The following is a 14883-nucleotide window of genomic DNA, read 5'->3' as shown; positions in this document are numbered from 1 at the left end:
TGTCTCTTCAAGCCAAGGCGTGCTGCGCCAGCGCAGCCTGCAGCTTGTGGCCGTGTTCGTCGGCGAGCGCCGCGTCGCGCAGTTCGCGCAGGGTGGCGGGCGCGAGCTGCGCGCCGGCGCGCTCGACCGCGCGCATCACCGTGTCGTAGTTGCGGATGCCGCGCTCGTGCGTGTCGCTGTAGCCCTTGACGAGGCGCTGGCACTGCGCGAGTTCCACCGCCAGCTCGGGATTGCGCTGGGCGGTGGCGGCGATGCGTTGCAGCCATTCCTCGATGCGGCGGTTTTCTTCGGCGTAGCGCATCGTCGAACGGCGCCAGCGCTTCATGGCGGCCACGGTGCGCAGCATCAGGTAGCCGCGCAGCGAACTGGTCTGGATCACGCGGCCTTTCTGCGTGAAGCGCTCGACAAACTTCTTGGGCGTCGAGGAATTCATGAGCCAGCGGCCGATGCCGCCCGGCAGCGTTTCGCAGATTTCCTGCAGGCGCGGGTGCATGTATTCGTTGATGGCGAGCACTTGGCCTGCTTGCACGCGGGCTTCGCCGCGCACGCGCTCGAAGCGGGTGGCGCGGGTCTTGAGGGCCGCCACGCGGGCGGTGTCTTCGTAGGACATCCAGAGGGCGAGATGCCGCGCCGTTTCGCGGAGCAGACGGTGATCGCCAGTTCCCGGCAAGGCGGCGATGGTGGCCATCCGGTCCAGGTACAGGCCGGCATAAGCCACGTCCTGGTAGTCGATGAGGCGGCGCACGCCTTCGAGGAGGAAGTCTTGCGCAGCGGGCGGGAAGTCGTGCTGCACGCGTTCGACCAACGCGCGCACGGCCGGGTGACGGGGTTGCGGCGTGGGCGTGGCCAACGCGGCTTCAGGCGGCGTCTCACCATCGTCACCGCCTTGAGCGCGAGCGAACGCGCCACCGAAGGCTTTAAGACTGGGCTTCACGCCGACGCCGCCGCGTTCGATGGTCGCTTCGAACTGCGCGCGGCTGAACGGCAGCACGCCCGAGCCCGCGAGCGCGCCGAAGAGCACGGCGCTGATCACGCTGCCCGAGGCTTCGGCGGCTTGTGCCATGTCGAAGCGGATGAAGCGCTTGGCGGCCTTGGCCGTGTGCGCGAGCAACTGCGTGCTGTCGACGCGGCCATCGCCCAGCGCGCTCTTCTCCGCAATGGAGAACACGCGGTGCGTGGAGGCGATGAGCGTGGTGCGGTCGTTGGTGACCAGCCCGCGCTGCACCGCGCGGCCAGCTTCCATGAGTTCGGATGCGAGCACCACATCGACGTCGCCCGGCAATGGCATCAGCGCCAGCACGGGCCGGCCGCCATCCGCTTCGGCTTGCGCGACCGGATAGAGCTCGACGTAGTAGATGGTCGCGCCAGTGCGCTGCGCCACGCCGGGCACCGAGGTGGTCTGGGCGACATAGCCGTTCGCCTCGCCCATGTCCACGATCCAGTCGGCCAGCACGCCACCGCCCTCCCCGCCCATGGCGAGGATCGCGATCTTGATCGGTTGCGCCTTGGTGTTCGTCATCGCTTCAGAACGCATAGGTTTCGCGACGGCGCGCTTCGCCGCGCTGCAGCCAGCCGATGACGGCGGAACGCACGCGCTCGCACAGCTTGTCCCAGCCGGTGGGGTTGCTCACGATCTGCGCCTTGTAGAACGAGGGGCACAGCACCGCGGCATGCGAGACCTCGCCGCACACGCCGCAGCCCACGCAGCTGTCGAGCACGGCCGCGACCGGGTCGGTGCGCAGCGGATCGGGGTTGGGCTTGATGGAGAGCGACGGGCAGCCCGACAGGCGGATGCACGAGTGGTCGCCGGTGCAGGTGTCGGAATCGACGCCGAACTTCTCGCGCACCATGCGCTTGCCATCGGCGATGGCCTTGCGCACCAGCGGCTTCTCGCGGCGCTGCTTGTTGAGCATGCACTCCGATTGCGCGATGAGGACCTTGGGGCCCTTCTTCGTGGTGGTGAGCGCTTCTTTCAGCGCGTCGCGCATGCCGGCCACGTCGTAGGTACGGCGCAGCGTCTTCACCCATTCGACGCCCACGCCGCGCACGGCGCGCTCGATCTCGTGGCCGGTGCTGCGTGTCTTGTTGACGGCGTTCGACGAGAGGATGTCCTGCCCGCCCGTGGCCGAGGTGTAGTTGTTGTCGACGACGATGGTGAGGTTGTCGCTCTTGTTGAAGACCGCGTTCGCCACGCCGCTGGTGAGGCCGTTGTGCCAGAAGCCGCCGTCGCCCATCATCGAGATCGCGCGCTTGCCGGCAGGGGCGTTCAATGCCGCCGCACCGGCACCGCCGAGGCCGTAGCCCATCGTGGTGTTTCCGATGTTGAAAGGCGGCAGGATGGAGAAGAGATGACAGCCGATGTCGGCGCTCACGTGATGCGCGCCGAGTTCGCGCTCGACCAGCTTCATCGCGCTGAAGATCGGGCGTTCGGGGCAGCCGGTGCAGAAGCCCGGCGGGCGGGCGTGCACGACATCGCCGAGTGCCGACGATGGAATGGCCGGTTCGAGCGCGGCATCGACGCCGATGGCAGCCACTTCCTTCAGCGGGATGACCTTGCGCACCGGGACGGGCACCGGCAGCGGCGCGAGTCGCTCGTAACGCTCGCAGAAAGCCCGCGCGCCCTTGAGCAGTTCGGAGGACGTGTACTCGCCGGCGACGGGCAACATGTCCTTGCCGTGCAGCGCGGTTGTCGAGCCCGCCTGGCGCAGGATGGTCGCAAGGTTCTGCTCGACGAAATTCGGCTGGCCTTCTTCCACGATCAGCACCGCGCGCTTGCCTTCGCAGAAGCGGATGACTTCGCTTTCGATGACGGGGTACGCCACGTTCATCACGTAGAGCGGCACCTTGGTGTTGCCGTACACGTCGGCGAGGTCGAGCCGCTCCAAGGCGCGAAGCAGCGTGTTGTAGCTGCCGCCCTGCACGATGATGCCGATGTCGTCTGCGTCCTCGGAGAAGAACTCGTTGAGCCGGCGCTCCTCGATGAAGCGCACCGCGGCGGGCCAGCGGTCCTTCACCTTCTCTTGTTCGTGTACGAAGCTCGCGGGCGGCAGCACGATGCGGCTGACGTCGCGCTGCGGGTTCTCCAGCGCCTCCTGCAGCGTGAATTTGGCGCGCTTGTTGTCACCGGCGATGAAGTGGCCGTGCACGTGGCAGGCGCGGATGCGCAACTGCAGCATCACGGGTGTGTTGCTGGCTTCTGAGAGATCGAAACCCGTCTTCACCGCATCGACGATGCTCGGCAGGTTGGGACGCGGATCGAGCAGCCAGATCTGCGACTTCATCGCGAACGCGTGGCTGCGCTCCTGCATGATCGAGGAGCCCTCGCCGTAGTCCTCGCCCACGATGATGAGCGCGCCGCCGGTCACGCCGCCCGAGGCGAGGTTGGCCAGCGCGTCGGAGGCGACGTTGGTGCCTACGGTGGCCTTGAAGGTGACGGCGCCGCGCAGCGGATAGTTGACCGAGGCGGCGAGCGTGGCGGCGGCGGTGGCTTCGCTCGCGCTGTTCTCGAAGCGGATGCCCTGCTCGGCGAGGATGTCCTGCGCGTCGGCCAGCACGTCCATCAGGTGCGAGATGGGTGCGCCCTGGTAGCCGGCTACATAGGAAACCCCCGATTCGAGCAAGGCCTTGGTGACCGCCAGAATGCCTTCGCCACGAAACACATCTCCGCCGGAAAGCCGCAGCTTCTTGACTTCTTCGACGAACGAACGCTCAGCCATGTGGGTCCTTCTTCTTTCTCGTGGGAGGATGCGCTTCAGTTGCCACATCACGCTTTCTATAATGTTGACAAATGAATGTATCCACAATCATGAATTACCCTAGACATGCAAGCAGCGTGCCCACGGCTGGCTTGACGTGCATGGCAGCGAGGTGCCTTCGTGGCTGAACAAGACCAACCCAGCGAATCGCATCGCTTCGTCGACGACTACCTGCCGGCACTGCTGGCGCAGGCCAGCCAGTTGATCTCTTCGGAGTTCCACGAGGTGGCGCGACAGCAAGGCTTCTCGGTGTCGGAGTGGCGCGTGATGGCATCGCTCGCGGGCAGCGAGCCGATCAGCATCGGCCAACTCGCGCAGGTGACCGTGACCAAGCAGCCGACGGTGACGCGCCTGCTGGACCGCATGGAATCGCGCGGACAAGTGGAGCGCCTGCCCCACGAAAGTGATCGCCGCATCACGCTGGTGCGCATCACGCGCAAGGGACTGAAGGCCGTCGAGCACCTGATGGAACTGGCGCGCGAGCACGAGCGGCGCGTGCTCGAACCCTTCGGCCTGCGGCGGGCCGAAGAGCTCAAGCAGACGCTGCGGCGAATGATCGAACTGCACGTGCACGTGCCGCTCGAGGAACCGGAAGAAGAGTGAGGCCGCCTAGGGCACGAGCACCGCGCGGCCGCGATGTCCGCGCTGCGCAATCCATTCGAGTGCGATAGCGGCATCGGCGAGCGCGAAGCTCTGCACGTCGAGGCGCAGGCGCCCATCGGCCAACCGGGCGAGCAACTCGGGCGCTGCGGCACGGCCCTCGGCCTCGCGCCTGAACATGTTGAGCGGCAGCAGCGCCACGTCGCGCTGCAGGAAGTGCGCGATGTCCAGTTCCAGCGTGGGCCCGGCGGTGTAGCCGATCAGCACGGCGCGTCCGCCGGGGCGCACCGCAGGCAATGACGCTGCGAGCACATTGCCGCCGACGGCATCGATGAGCAGGTCGGCGCTGGCAGCGGCGGGTGCAATGTTCGGATCGACCGGCGTTACCGTGCACCCTGCATCGCGCGCAAGTTGCATCACGAGAGAACCCACCGCGCCGCTCGCACCCGTCACCAGGACCTGCTCCCCAGCTTGCAGCTTCGCGACCTCATGCAACGCTACCCATGCCGATGTGGTGGGCGAGAAGAACGCGGCGCCGAGTTCCATCGGCACCGCATCGGGCAGGAGGCCGAGCGTTTCATCGGGTGCATCGATCTGCTCGCACCAAGTGCCGTCGAACAGGGTACCCAGGCCGCTGCCGCGCAGCCACACGCGTTGCCCCACCTCGTAGCGCCCGCTCGCGATGACGATGCCCGCGGCTTCCACGCCCGGCGTGTAGGGCAGCGGCGGGTGCCGCAGGAAACTGCCACGCCACACAGTGCGGTCGATATGGCCAACCGTGGCGGCTTGCATGCGAACGAGGGTGCGGCCAGGGCGCGCGACGGGGTCGGCCACCTCTTCCATCACCGGAACTGCGTCGAAACCGTGGATGCGGATCGCTTTCATGGCAACGTAGAAAGAAACTCGAGCACAGTCTGCGCGAAGGCTTCGGGCATCTGGTCCGGCAAGGGCACCATGCCGCCTTCGATGGCGACGATGCGCGCGTGCGGCAGATGGTGCTGCAGCTCGGCCGCATGCGATGCAGCAAACGGATCATCGGTGGCGCGGATGATGAGTGTCGGTTGCGTCACTCGGCCGATGCGATCTTCCATGCGGTAGGACGCAACGGCGCGATGGCCCTCCTCCACGCGATGACCGACCTTCAGCGCATCGAGCACAAAGGCTTCGAGCAAGTCGGGTCGCCCCGCCGGATAGAAGCCCTGACGCTTTTGCCACAGCGCGGCGAGATGGCTGCCGTCTTCGCTCGGCGCGACCTCGTCGATGGGCGGCCGCTGGGCACGCGCGATGCGAAAGGGCTCGTCGGTGTATGGCGCGGACGACAGCACCAGACCGCGCACGCGATTCGGAAACGCGGCAGCCAGTTCGATGGCGATGACGCCGCCCGTGTGGTGGCCCACAACATCAGCTTGTTGGATACCCAGCGCATCGAGCAACTCGCACGCCACGCGAGCCCATTGCTCAATGCTCGCGGGCACGCCGCCGTCCGAAGAATCACCGAAGCCTGCGGTGTCCATCGCGATAGCGCGGTAGCGTGCGCCGATCAGCGGAAGCACCTCGCGGTACTCGGCCCAACTGCGCGGCGACTGGTGCAGCAGAAGCACGGCCGGTGCATCCGTGTCGCCGCATGCGGCGTGGTGCACCTGCCCCACCGACAGATCGGCAAAAGCGCGGCGGATCGTCATGACAGCGTCTCGTCGGCAGGCGCGCGCCAGAGGCCCGCGTGCTTCAGTTCGCCGAGCGTGCGCGAGAGCACGTCGCGCCGGTATGCGGCGACGTCGCGGCCTTCGTAGTCGTAGAAACCGCTGCCGCTCTTGAGACCGAGGCGCCCCTCGGCGACCATGCGGTCGACGATGGCCGGTGCGGTGTAGCGGCCCTTGTCGATCGAGGCGGACATCTCGCGGCTCGCATGATGCAGGATGTCGCAGCCGCCGAAGTCGATGAACTCGACAACGCCGAGCGCGGCGAAGCGCAGGCCGAGGCCGTAGCGCGTGGCCTTGTCGATTTCCTCGGCGGTGGCGGCGCCCTCCTCGATCATGCGGGCCGCCTCGTTCATCACCAGCGCCTGCAGGCGCGGCACGATGTAGCCGGGCGACGCGCCGCACACCACGGGCAGCTTGCCTATCCCTTCCATCAGCGCCTTCGTGCGTGCGAGCACTCCGGCGTCAGTGCCCGGGTGGCAACTAAGTTCCACCACGGGGATCACATACGCCGGGTTAAGCCAGTGCATGTTGAGAAAGCGCTCGGGCAGCCGCACCAGCGCCGCGAGTTGCGTCACAAGGATGCTGCTGGTGGTCGAGGTGAGGATCGCGTCGTCGCGGCAATGGCGGTTGAGGTGTTCGAAGGCTTCTCGCTTGGCCTCCATGGTTTCGGGGACGCCCTCGAATACCAACTCGGCGGCGGCGAGTGCTTGCGGGGCGGCAGTGGCATTCACGAAGTCCACGCGCGCGGCGATGCACTCGATCTGCGCCGCATCGATCACACCGAGTTGCGCGAGGCCAGCGAGGCTGGCTTCGATTTCCGTCTTTGCTTCTTCGCGAAGGCGCTGCCAGGCCTCGTCGCTGCGCGGGCGCAGGTCTATTAGCGAGACGCGGTGACCGGCATACGCGAACGCGATCGCGATGCCGCGCCCCATGCGGCCGGCGCCGACGGCTGCGAAGCGGGCTCGCGCGGGCTCATTCGCCATCGTGCAGCCTCTGCTTGAGCTGCGCCGCGCTCAGCTCGGCGAGGCCCAGGCTTTCGAAAGTGCGTGGGCCGTGGCGCAGGTCGCGGCCGAGAAAGCCGCCGACGATGGCCAGCAGGCCGTGAGCGATGGGCGCATCCACGCCTGCATGGCGGGCGGCCGAGGCGAGGAAGGCCAGCCCAAGCTCTGTGTCTTCGGTGATGTAGCGATGCGTGTGCAGGTCGATGTTCTCTCGCCAGTCGCCGGACTTGACGAGCTGCTTGTGAGCGTCGCCGTACATCCACTGGTCGTTGTTGTAATGGTCGGCCAGCGGATAGTGCGGCGCGCCCTGCCCGAAGGCTTCGCGCACGGCCATGCGCTCGCGGTCGAGGCGGTCGGTCACATCCCGCACCGCGCGCTGGGTGCCTTCGTTGTGTATGTCCCAGCGCTCGAAGTGCTGCAGCGGCGCGGCGTTCATCACCATCAGCGGCGGGTGGATGACGGGGCCGGCGTTCATGAGCGCGCCCGAGAGCGCATCGCCGCAGCCGTGCACTGCCGGGTAGGCCTTGCGGATCACCTCGATCGCCTCGGCCTCCTTTCGCGCCGGGTAGACGCCGGTCGGCAGGCGGATCGCGCGGATGGTGACGTTCACCTCGCGCTCCCCGTGCTTGCGTGCGAGGTAAGGCAAGGTGCCGGTCTCGGCCCAAGCCACGTCGGCGTGGTTGCCGGCCTCCTTCACCGTTCGTGCCATCACGTAGCTGCCGAAGGTGCCTGGCGGCAAGAAGACGACTTGGCCGTCGACGAGGTGCGGGGCCATGGCGAGCGCGATGTCGTGCTGGGCGATGGCGGGCGTGGGGACGACGATCAGCTCGGCGCCTTTGAGCGCCGCGGCGATGTCGGCGGTCGCGAGCGACAGCGGCACCTCGCGTACGCCGCCGGCATCCTTCAGCGTGATCGCGCCGGCCTGCACAACCGGCTCGAGTGCTGCGGCATCACGACGCCACAGGCGCACCTCGTGACCGGCTTCGGACAGGTCCGCTGCGGCTGCGTAAGCGCCGTGACCACCGCCAAGAATTGCAATTTTCATGTTCGGAATTTGAAAAGCAGATGTCGATGAACCGGCAGCCGCGGCGCGGACCGGGGAGCAATGCGCCATTACATTACTTTTCATCGATTCAGATGTCAATCAAATACCAAGACGGTGGCCCCCTCGAAAACCCGCAATGAAAAAGCCCGCGCTTCTTGCGAAGCGCGGGCTTTCTTTTGGGGCGAGACGGCTGCTGGGCCGTCTCTGGAATGGGTCAGCGCGAGGGCTTGAACGCACGCTTCTGTGCGTCGCGGGGCACGAACACCTTGCCCGGGCCGCCATGGCCTGCGCCATTGCCGCGCGGCGCGAAACCTTCGCGGGGTGCGAAGCCTTCACGGGGCGCGAAGCCGCCGTCGCCGCGACCACCACCGTGGTGGCCTTGGCCGCCGCGCGGGGCGCTGTCGCCCCAGCCCGGCTTGCGGCCGTAGCCCGCGCCACCACCGTTGTTGCCGCCATCATCACGACCGCCGCCGAAGCCGGCGTTGTTGCCGCCCTGGAAGCCGCGCGGGCCTTGGTGACCTTGGCTCGGGGCCGGACCGCGTGCGTTGCGGTCGTTGAAGCCGCTGGCGCCGGCATAGCCACCGCCGTTGTTGCCGCGATAGCCACCGCCGCCGCCTGCACCGCCGTTGCCGAACTTGCGATCGCGCGATTGGTTGTCGCCACGGCCACCGCGGTATTCGCCCATCGGCGGACGCGATTGCGGCATGCGCTGTTGCGGCTCGAGGCCGGCAACCACTTCAGCCTTGAACTGTTGGCGGCTGTATTGCTCGATGTCCATGATCTTGCGGCGATCGCGGAACTCGGCAAACGTGATGGCCAGGCCATCGCGGCCTGCACGGCCGGTGCGGCCGATGCGGTGGGTGTAGTCCTCGGCCTTCATCGGCAGGCCGAAGTTGAAGACGTGGGTGATGGTCGGCACGTCGATGCCGCGGGCGGCTACGTCGGTGGCAACCAGGATCTGCACCTGGCCCTGGCGCAGCGCCATCAGGCGACGATTGCGCAGGCCCTGGCTCAGGGCACCATGCAGCGCCACGGCGCTGAAGCCTTCTTGTTGCAGGTCGTTGGCGAGGCCGTCGCACTCGACTTGCGTGCTGGCGAACACGATTGCCTGGTTGATGCTGGTATCGCGCAGCCAGTGATCGAGCAGCTTGCGCTTGTGCTGGCTGTTGTCGGCCCAGTACAGCGATTGCTTGATGTTGGCGTGCTTTTCCTGCGGGCTGTCGATGGTCACGCGCTGCGGCTCGCGCATCACGCGCTGGGCCAGTTGCTGGATGCGCGGCGCGAAGGTGGCGCTGAACATCATCGTTTGCTGGCGCTCGATGGTGAGCTGGTTGACTTCGGCCAGGTCGTCGGAGAAGCCCAGGTCGAGCATGCGGTCGGCTTCGTCGACCACCAGGAACTTGACCTGGTCGAGCTTGAGTTGCTGCGAGCGTTGCAGGTCGAGCAGACGGCCGGGCGTGGCGACCACGAGGTCGGCGTTCTGCAGCTTGGCGATCTGCAGTTGGTAAGGCATGCCGCCCACCACGTTGGCGATGCGCAGGCCGCGGCAATGGCGAACCAGTTCGATCGCGTCGTGTGCGACCTGCTGCGCGAGTTCGCGCGTCGGGCACAGGATCAGGGCGCCGGGGGTGGCAGCCTTGAAGTGACGGGTGTTGGTCGGGTCCTTGCGCTTGGGCTTCTTCGGCGCGGCTTCACCGCGGGCAGCGGCTTCGGCGGCCAGGCGCTGGAATTCGGCCTTGGCTTCCGCTTCGGCTTCGGCCTGGCGCTTCAGGAGGGTGTGCAGCACGGGCAGCAGGAAGGCTGCGGTCTTGCCCGAACCGGTCTGGCTAGAGACCATCAGGTCGACGAAACGGGCCTTGCCGTCCTGACCGGCTTCGCCGCCCATGGCGAGCGGGATCACCTTGTCTTGCACAGTGGTCGGCTGGGTGAAGCCCAGGTCGGCCACGGCGGCGATCAGTTCGGGTGCGAGGCCCAGGCGGATGAAGCCGTTGGGCAGGCTGGGCTCTTGTTCGACCGCAGCGACCTCGGGGGCGGCTGCATCGAGCGCCTCGAGGATCGGCGCTTCGGACACAGTGTCCACAGCGGCGGTGAATTCGTTGTTGGTAGAGGATTGCACAGGCGCGAACTCGCCCTGCGCTTCAAAAGCGTCGGTCATGTAGATATCAATCTCAAACGCGAGCGCTGCCGTAGGCGGCGCCCCGTTGGTGGTTAAAAACATCAACCATCCAACGACATTCAGCTTCCGGCTAACGCCTGAGGCTGTGGCCCTTTTGATCAGCGAATGCGATCGGGCGCGGTGTGCAAGATAGGGAGATGCAAGAGACGCTGATCTGTGTCCTGTGACAAATGCAAATCAGCGAAGCCTGCGATTATGGCACGGCTTCGGGTTTTTACCTAATCTCTTGTCGATGAACCTCAATCGGTCAGGCGAATGAAGGTTTCCCTGTAATGGGCGAGCTCCTCGATGGACTCGTGCACGTCCGCCAGCGCCGTGTGCGCCTGCTGTTTCTTGAAGGCGCTGTAAGCCGAGGGCTTCCAGCGCTTGGCCAGTTCCTTGAGGGTGCTGACGTCGAGGTTGCGATAGTGGAAGTAAGCCTCCAGCTTGGGCATGAACTTCACCAGGAATCGCCGGTCCTGCCCGATGGTGTTGCCGCACATCGGCGAGCCGCTGCGGGGAATGTATTTGGCGATGAATTCGAGCAGTTGCTGTTCGGCCGCGGCCTCGTCCAACGTGGAAGCCTTCACCTTGTCGATCAGGCCGCTACGGCCGTGGGTGCCTTTGTTCCAAGCGTCCATGGCGTCGAGCACGGCGTCGCTCTGATGGATGACGAGCACCGGGCCGTCGATGCGGGGCGTGAGGTCGGGGCCGGTGACGACCACGGCGATCTCGAGCAGGAACTCTTTCTCGGGATCGAGGCCGCTCATCTCGCAGTCCAGCCAGACCAGGTTCTGGTCGCTTTTCTTCAGGGTGGGCACGGTTGCGGGGGGCGTCGGGTCAAGGGTTTCAGGCATCGCAGGATTGTCGCCCAAGGCCTGCACCCCGATTTACCGGGGACTAAACTCGCCGCTCCATGTCCTATTCGCTCATCTTCACCATCGCCTTCGCGGCTGCGCTCGTTGCAGGCCTGCTCGTGAAGTTCTGGCTCGCTTCGCGGCAGGTGCGCCATGTGGCGCAGCACCGCCGCGCCGTGCCGGAAGCTTTCGCGCAAACCATCACGCTCGCCGCGCATCAAAAGGCCGCCGATTACACGATCGCAAAGGCCCGCTTCGGCTTGGTCGAGATGGCCTGGAGCGCGGCGTTGCTGCTCGGCTGGACGCTGCTTGGCGGGCTCGACGTGCTCAACAAGCTCTTGCTCATGTGGCTGGGTGGCGGGATGGTTCAGCAACTGGTGCTGCTGGGCGCGTTCGCAGCCATCGGCGGGCTGCTCGAGCTGCCTTTCACGCTGTGGCAGACCTTCCGGCTCGAAGAGCGCTTCGGCTTCAACAAGATGACATTCAAGCTCTGGCTCGCCGACACCGTCAAGTCGACGCTGCTCGGCGCGTTGATCGGCTTGCCGATCGCCGCGTTGATCCTGTGGCTCATGGGTGCGGCCGGCACGCTCTGGTGGCTCTGGGCGTGGGCCGCTTGGATGGGGTTCAACCTGCTCCTGATGCTGATCTACCCGACCTTCATCGCCCCGCTTTTCAACAAGTTCAAGCCGCTGGACGATCCCACGCTGAAAGCGCGCGTCACGGCGTTGATGAAGCGCTGCGGCTTCGCAGCCAAGGGCCTGTTCGTGATGGACGGCAGCACCCGCAGCGCCCACGCAAACGCGTACTTCACCGGCTTCGGCGCAAGCAAGCGCGTTGTCTTCTACGACACGCTGCTGCGCCAGTTGAATGCCGGCGAAGTGGAAGCCGTGCTCGCCCACGAACTCGGCCACTTCAAGCACCGCCACATCGTGAAGCGGCTCGTCGCGATGTTCGCGCTGAGCCTCGCCGGCTTCGCGCTGCTGGGCTGGGTCTCGACCCAGGTCTGGTTCTACAGCGGCCTGGGCGTACAGCCGAACATGTCGCCCGCCGCGCCCAACAGCGCGCTGGCCCTCCTGCTGTTCATGCTCGCGGTGCCGGTGTTCGGCTTCTTCGTGGCACCGTTGCCGGCGCGTCTCTCGCGCAAGCACGAGTTCGAGGCCGATGCCTACGCCGTCGCGCAGACCAGCGGCGCTGACCTCTCCGCTGCTCTGCTCAAGCTCTACCAGGACAACGCATCGACGCTCACGCCCGATCCGGTGTTCGTCAAGTTCTACTACTCCCATCCCCCCGCGTCCGAGCGTCTTGTGCGCATGACTGCGGCGTGATCAACCACCCCAAATTTCAGCAGAGCCCCTCATGAGCAGCATGTTCAAACCCAAGGACTGGAAGAACCTTCCGGCCCGCAAGGCACTGAGTGCCACGGAGATCGTTTCCGGCCTCTCCAAGCTCGACGGCTGGAAGCTCACCGGCGACGGTGCCGATGTCGCCATCGAGAAGACCTTCACCTTCGCCAATTACTTCGAGACCATCGCCTTCGTGAACGCGCTGGCGATGGTTGCGCACACGCAGGATCACCACCCCGACCTGTCGGTGCACTACAACCGCTGCGTGGTGCGTTTCAACACGCATGACGTGAAGGGCCTGTCGGTCACCGATTTCGATTGCGCACGGCAGGCCGACGCGCTGGTTGCGAGTCCCTCCGCGTGAGGAAACACGCCTGTGGCTAAGCCGGGCCGCGCCGCCTTCACCCCTGCTGCGCACAACACGGGGAAGGCGCAACACGACGGCCTCGTCGTCGCCAGCCATGGGCGTCACTGCCTCGTCGAAACGCCCACGGGCGAGCGGTTGATCTGCCGCCCGCGCGGCAAGAAGAGCCAGGCCGTGGTCGGCGACCGCGTGCGCTGGCAGGCCACCGAGGACGAGGGCACCATCGAGGAAGTGCTGCCGCGGCGCAATCTCTTCTATCGGCAGGACGAGATCCGCACGAAATCCTTTGCAGCGAATCTCGACCATGTGCTGATCCTGATCGCCGCCGAGCCGGAGTTCTCCGAGCACCAACTGGCGCGCGCGCTGATCGCGGCGGAAGCCGAGCGCATCACGCCGATCATCGCGCTCAACAAGAGCGACCTGGTGGAGCCCTTCGAGCGCGCCTGGACCAAGCTGGCCCCTTATCGCCGCATGCATCACGGCGTGCTGCCGCTGTCGCTCAAGGCGTCGGGCGAGGCGGACTATGCATCGCTGATGAAGCTGCTGTCCGGCAAGTCCACCCTCGTGCTCGGCCCTTCCGGTTCGGGCAAGAGCACGCTGACCAACCTGCTGGTGCCCGGCGCGACCGTGCTGACCCAGGAGATCTCGCAAGCGCTGAATTCCGGCAAGCACACGACCACGAGCACCACCTGGTACTGGATCGACGAAGCGCGCACCACCGGCCTGATCGATTCGCCGGGCTTCCAGGAATTCGGCCTGAACCACATCGAGCCGATGCAGCTCGCCGGGTTGATGCCCGACATTGCCGAGCACACCGGGGACTGCAAGTTCTACAACTGCACCCACCTGCACGAACCGGGCTGCGGCGTGATCTCGAATGTCGAGACACCGACGCATGCTGGCCCGATCAGCGCATCGCGCTACAGGATCTACGGCGAGCTGTTCGCCGAATTGAGCCAGACGCGCTACTGAGCGTCCAGGATGGCCTGCAGCGCCTGCACCAGCGCGCTGCACTGCTCTCGCGTGCCGATGCTGATGCGCAGGTACTGCGCGATGCGCGGTTGCCTGAAATGCCGCACCAGCACCGCACGCTCGCGCAGCAACGCGGCCAGCTCGGCCGCATCGCGTTGTGGATGGCGCGCGAACACGAAGTTGGTCTGCGAAGGCAGCACTTCGAAGCCCAGGTCTTCGAGCTGCAGGTGCAGCCCTTCGCGGGTGTCGACGATCTTGTCGCGGGTGCTGTTGAACCAGGCCTCATCTTCCAGCGCCGCGACGGCGCCCGCCGTGGCGAGCCGATCAAGCGGATAGGAGTTGAAGCTGTCCTTGACGCGCACCAAGGCGTCGATCAGGTGCTGCTGACCGCACGCGAAGCCGACGCGCAATCCCGCCAACGAACGCGACTTGGAAAGGGTCTGCACCACGAGCAGGTTCGGATATTTGTCGATAAGCGGCAAGGCGCTTTCTCCGCCGAAATCGACATACGCCTCGTCCACCAGCACCACGCGGTCGGGGCATGCTGCGAGCAGCCGTTCGATCTGCGACAGCGGCAAGCCGATGCCCGTGGGGGCGTTCGGATTGGCGATCACGATGCCTGCGCATCCATTGCGCGCACGCGCCGCAATGGCTTCGACGTCGATGCGCAGGCCCTCATCGACCGGCTGCAGCTCGCAGGCAATGCCGTAGAGCTGGGCATAGACCTTATAGAAGCTGTAGCTCACATCGGGCATGAGCAATGGCTCGGCCTGTTGGAAGAAGGCGAAGAAGGCGTGCGCGAGCACTTCGTCCGAACCGTTGCCTGCGAACATCTGGTCGACCGTCAGGCCGTGCCGCCTCGCTACCGCTTCGCGCAACGCGAGCGAAGTGGGATCGGGGTAGCGCTCCAACCCGTCTGCAGCAGCTTGCTGAATCGCGTCGACAGCAAGCGGCGACGGCGGATACGGGTTCTCGTTGGTGTTGAGCTTGACGAGGTTCGCGATGCGCGGCTGCTCGCCCGGCACGTAGGGCTCGAGCGCGGCGATGCGCGGGCTCCAGAAGGCCGGCACTGCGGTGGTCATGTCACGCCA

General features: G+C 66.1%; 13 protein-coding genes. 4 read left to right on the top strand and 9 right to left on the bottom strand.

Annotation, left to right across the window (positions count from 1 at the left end; genetic code table 11):
* Window positions 1–7 precede the first annotated feature (7 nt).
* A complete protein-coding gene (locus VARPA_RS08250; protein ID WP_013540096.1) occupies window positions 8–1519 on the bottom strand; it encodes an indolepyruvate oxidoreductase subunit beta family protein in 1512 nt (503 codons plus the stop codon).
* 4 nt (window positions 1520–1523) lie between these two features.
* A complete protein-coding gene (locus tag VARPA_RS08245) occupies window positions 1524–3716 on the bottom strand; it encodes an indolepyruvate ferredoxin oxidoreductase subunit alpha (protein WP_013540095.1) in 2193 nt (730 codons plus the stop codon).
* Window positions 3717–3875: 159 nt separating this feature from the next.
* Between VARPA_RS08245 and VARPA_RS08240 the strand changes: the two genes are divergently transcribed.
* Complete coding sequence (locus tag VARPA_RS08240) at window positions 3876–4358, top strand: MarR family winged helix-turn-helix transcriptional regulator (RefSeq protein ID WP_013540094.1); 483 nt, start codon at window positions 3876–3878, stop codon at window positions 4356–4358.
* A 6-nt stretch (window positions 4359–4364) separates the two neighbouring features.
* Here VARPA_RS08240 and VARPA_RS08235 read toward each other — a convergent pair whose 3' ends face one another.
* The 6 genes from VARPA_RS08235 to orn all read right to left on the bottom strand — a co-directional run bounded on the left by VARPA_RS08235 (window position 4365) and on the right by orn (window position 11113).
* Window positions 4365–5240 (bottom strand): quinone oxidoreductase family protein, encoded by an 876-nt coding sequence (locus tag VARPA_RS08235; protein ID WP_013540093.1) that lies wholly within the window; start codon window positions 5238–5240, stop codon window positions 4365–4367.
* Window positions 5237–6037, bottom strand: a complete 801-nt coding sequence (locus VARPA_RS08230; protein WP_013540092.1) for an alpha/beta fold hydrolase — start codon at window positions 6035–6037, stop codon at window positions 5237–5239. Before VARPA_RS08230 ends, VARPA_RS08235 begins: the two co-directional genes overlap by 4 nt.
* The gene (locus VARPA_RS08225; RefSeq protein ID WP_013540091.1) at window positions 6034–7038 is read right to left on the bottom strand and encodes a 3-hydroxybutyryl-CoA dehydrogenase; all 1005 of its coding nucleotides are present in this window, start codon (window positions 7036–7038) and stop codon (window positions 6034–6036) included. The genes VARPA_RS08230 and VARPA_RS08225 overlap by 4 nt, the downstream gene beginning before the upstream one ends.
* Window positions 7028–8101: an NAD/NADP-dependent octopine/nopaline dehydrogenase family protein gene (locus tag VARPA_RS08220; RefSeq protein ID WP_013540090.1), complete on the bottom strand. Its 1074-nt coding sequence runs from the start codon at window positions 8099–8101 to the stop codon at window positions 7028–7030. Before VARPA_RS08220 ends, VARPA_RS08225 begins: the two co-directional genes overlap by 11 nt.
* A gap of 214 nt (window positions 8102–8315) precedes the next feature.
* Window positions 8316–10256, bottom strand: coding sequence for a DEAD/DEAH box helicase (locus VARPA_RS08215; RefSeq protein ID WP_041942822.1), 1941 nt, complete (start codon window positions 10254–10256; stop codon window positions 8316–8318).
* A gap of 260 nt (window positions 10257–10516) precedes the next feature.
* Window positions 10517–11113 carry an oligoribonuclease gene (gene orn / locus VARPA_RS08210; RefSeq protein ID WP_013540088.1) on the bottom strand — a complete coding sequence of 199 codons (597 nt, stop codon included), beginning with the start codon at window positions 11111–11113 and terminating at the stop codon, window positions 10517–10519.
* Window positions 11114–11172: 59 nt separating this feature from the next.
* On the opposite strand from orn, the gene VARPA_RS08205 reads away from it, so the two are divergent.
* Genes VARPA_RS08205 through rsgA form a run of 3 tightly spaced genes read left to right on the top strand, consistent with a single transcriptional unit; the run spans window position 11173 to window position 13792 of the window.
* Complete coding sequence (locus VARPA_RS08205; protein ID WP_013540087.1) at window positions 11173–12438, top strand: M48 family metallopeptidase; 1266 nt, start codon at window positions 11173–11175, stop codon at window positions 12436–12438.
* Between the two features lie 31 nt (window positions 12439–12469).
* Window positions 12470–12820 carry a 4a-hydroxytetrahydrobiopterin dehydratase gene (locus tag VARPA_RS08200; RefSeq protein WP_013540086.1) on the top strand — a complete coding sequence of 117 codons (351 nt, stop codon included), beginning with the start codon at window positions 12470–12472 and terminating at the stop codon, window positions 12818–12820.
* A 12-nt stretch (window positions 12821–12832) separates the two neighbouring features.
* A complete protein-coding gene (gene rsgA, locus VARPA_RS08195) occupies window positions 12833–13792 on the top strand; it encodes a ribosome small subunit-dependent GTPase A (RefSeq protein WP_013540085.1) in 960 nt (319 codons plus the stop codon).
* Here the strand turns inward: rsgA and hisC are convergent.
* On the bottom strand, window positions 13786–14874 hold the full coding sequence (gene hisC / locus VARPA_RS08190; RefSeq protein ID WP_013540084.1) for a histidinol-phosphate transaminase: 1089 nt from the start codon (window positions 14872–14874) through the stop codon (window positions 13786–13788). The two genes, rsgA and hisC, sit on opposite strands and share 7 nt — an antisense overlap.
* Between the last annotated feature and the right edge of the window lie 9 nt (window positions 14875–14883).

It is taken from the genome of Variovorax paradoxus EPS, assembly GCF_000184745.1.
Taxonomy (GTDB): Bacteria; Pseudomonadota; Gammaproteobacteria; order Burkholderiales; family Burkholderiaceae_C; genus Variovorax; species Variovorax paradoxus_C.
The sequence above is the reverse complement of the archived record's forward strand: the minus strand, read 5'-3'. Positions and strand labels throughout refer to the sequence as shown.

What these genes read in the sequence shown, in the direction of transcription:
- VARPA_RS08250 (WP_013540096.1), bottom strand. Translation starts at nt 1,519, where the DNA reads ATGACGAACACCAAGGCGCAACCGATCAAGATCGCGATCCTCGCCATG.
- VARPA_RS08245 (WP_013540095.1), bottom strand. Translation starts at nt 3,716, where the DNA reads ATGGCTGAGCGTTCGTTCGTCGAAGAAGTCAAGAAGCTGCGGCTTTCC.
- VARPA_RS08235 (WP_013540093.1), bottom strand. Translation starts at nt 5,240, where the DNA reads ATGAAAGCGATCCGCATCCACGGTTTCGACGCAGTTCCGGTGATGGAA.
- VARPA_RS08230 (WP_013540092.1), bottom strand. Translation starts at nt 6,037, where the DNA reads ATGACGATCCGCCGCGCTTTTGCCGATCTGTCGGTGGGGCAGGTGCAC.
- VARPA_RS08225 (WP_013540091.1), bottom strand. Translation starts at nt 7,038, where the DNA reads ATGGCGAATGAGCCCGCGCGAGCCCGCTTCGCAGCCGTCGGCGCCGGC.
- VARPA_RS08220 (WP_013540090.1), bottom strand. Translation starts at nt 8,101, where the DNA reads ATGAAAATTGCAATTCTTGGCGGTGGTCACGGCGCTTACGCAGCCGCA.
- VARPA_RS08215 (WP_041942822.1), bottom strand. Translation starts at nt 10,256, where the DNA reads ATGACCGACGCTTTTGAAGCGCAGGGCGAGTTCGCGCCTGTGCAATCC.
- orn (WP_013540088.1), bottom strand. Translation starts at nt 11,113, where the DNA reads ATGCCTGAAACCCTTGACCCGACGCCCCCCGCAACCGTGCCCACCCTG.
- VARPA_RS08205 (WP_013540087.1), top strand. Translation starts at nt 11,173, where the DNA reads ATGTCCTATTCGCTCATCTTCACCATCGCCTTCGCGGCTGCGCTCGTT.
- VARPA_RS08200 (WP_013540086.1), top strand. Translation starts at nt 12,470, where the DNA reads ATGAGCAGCATGTTCAAACCCAAGGACTGGAAGAACCTTCCGGCCCGC.
- hisC (WP_013540084.1), bottom strand. Translation starts at nt 14,874, where the DNA reads ATGACCACCGCAGTGCCGGCCTTCTGGAGCCCGCGCATCGCCGCGCTC.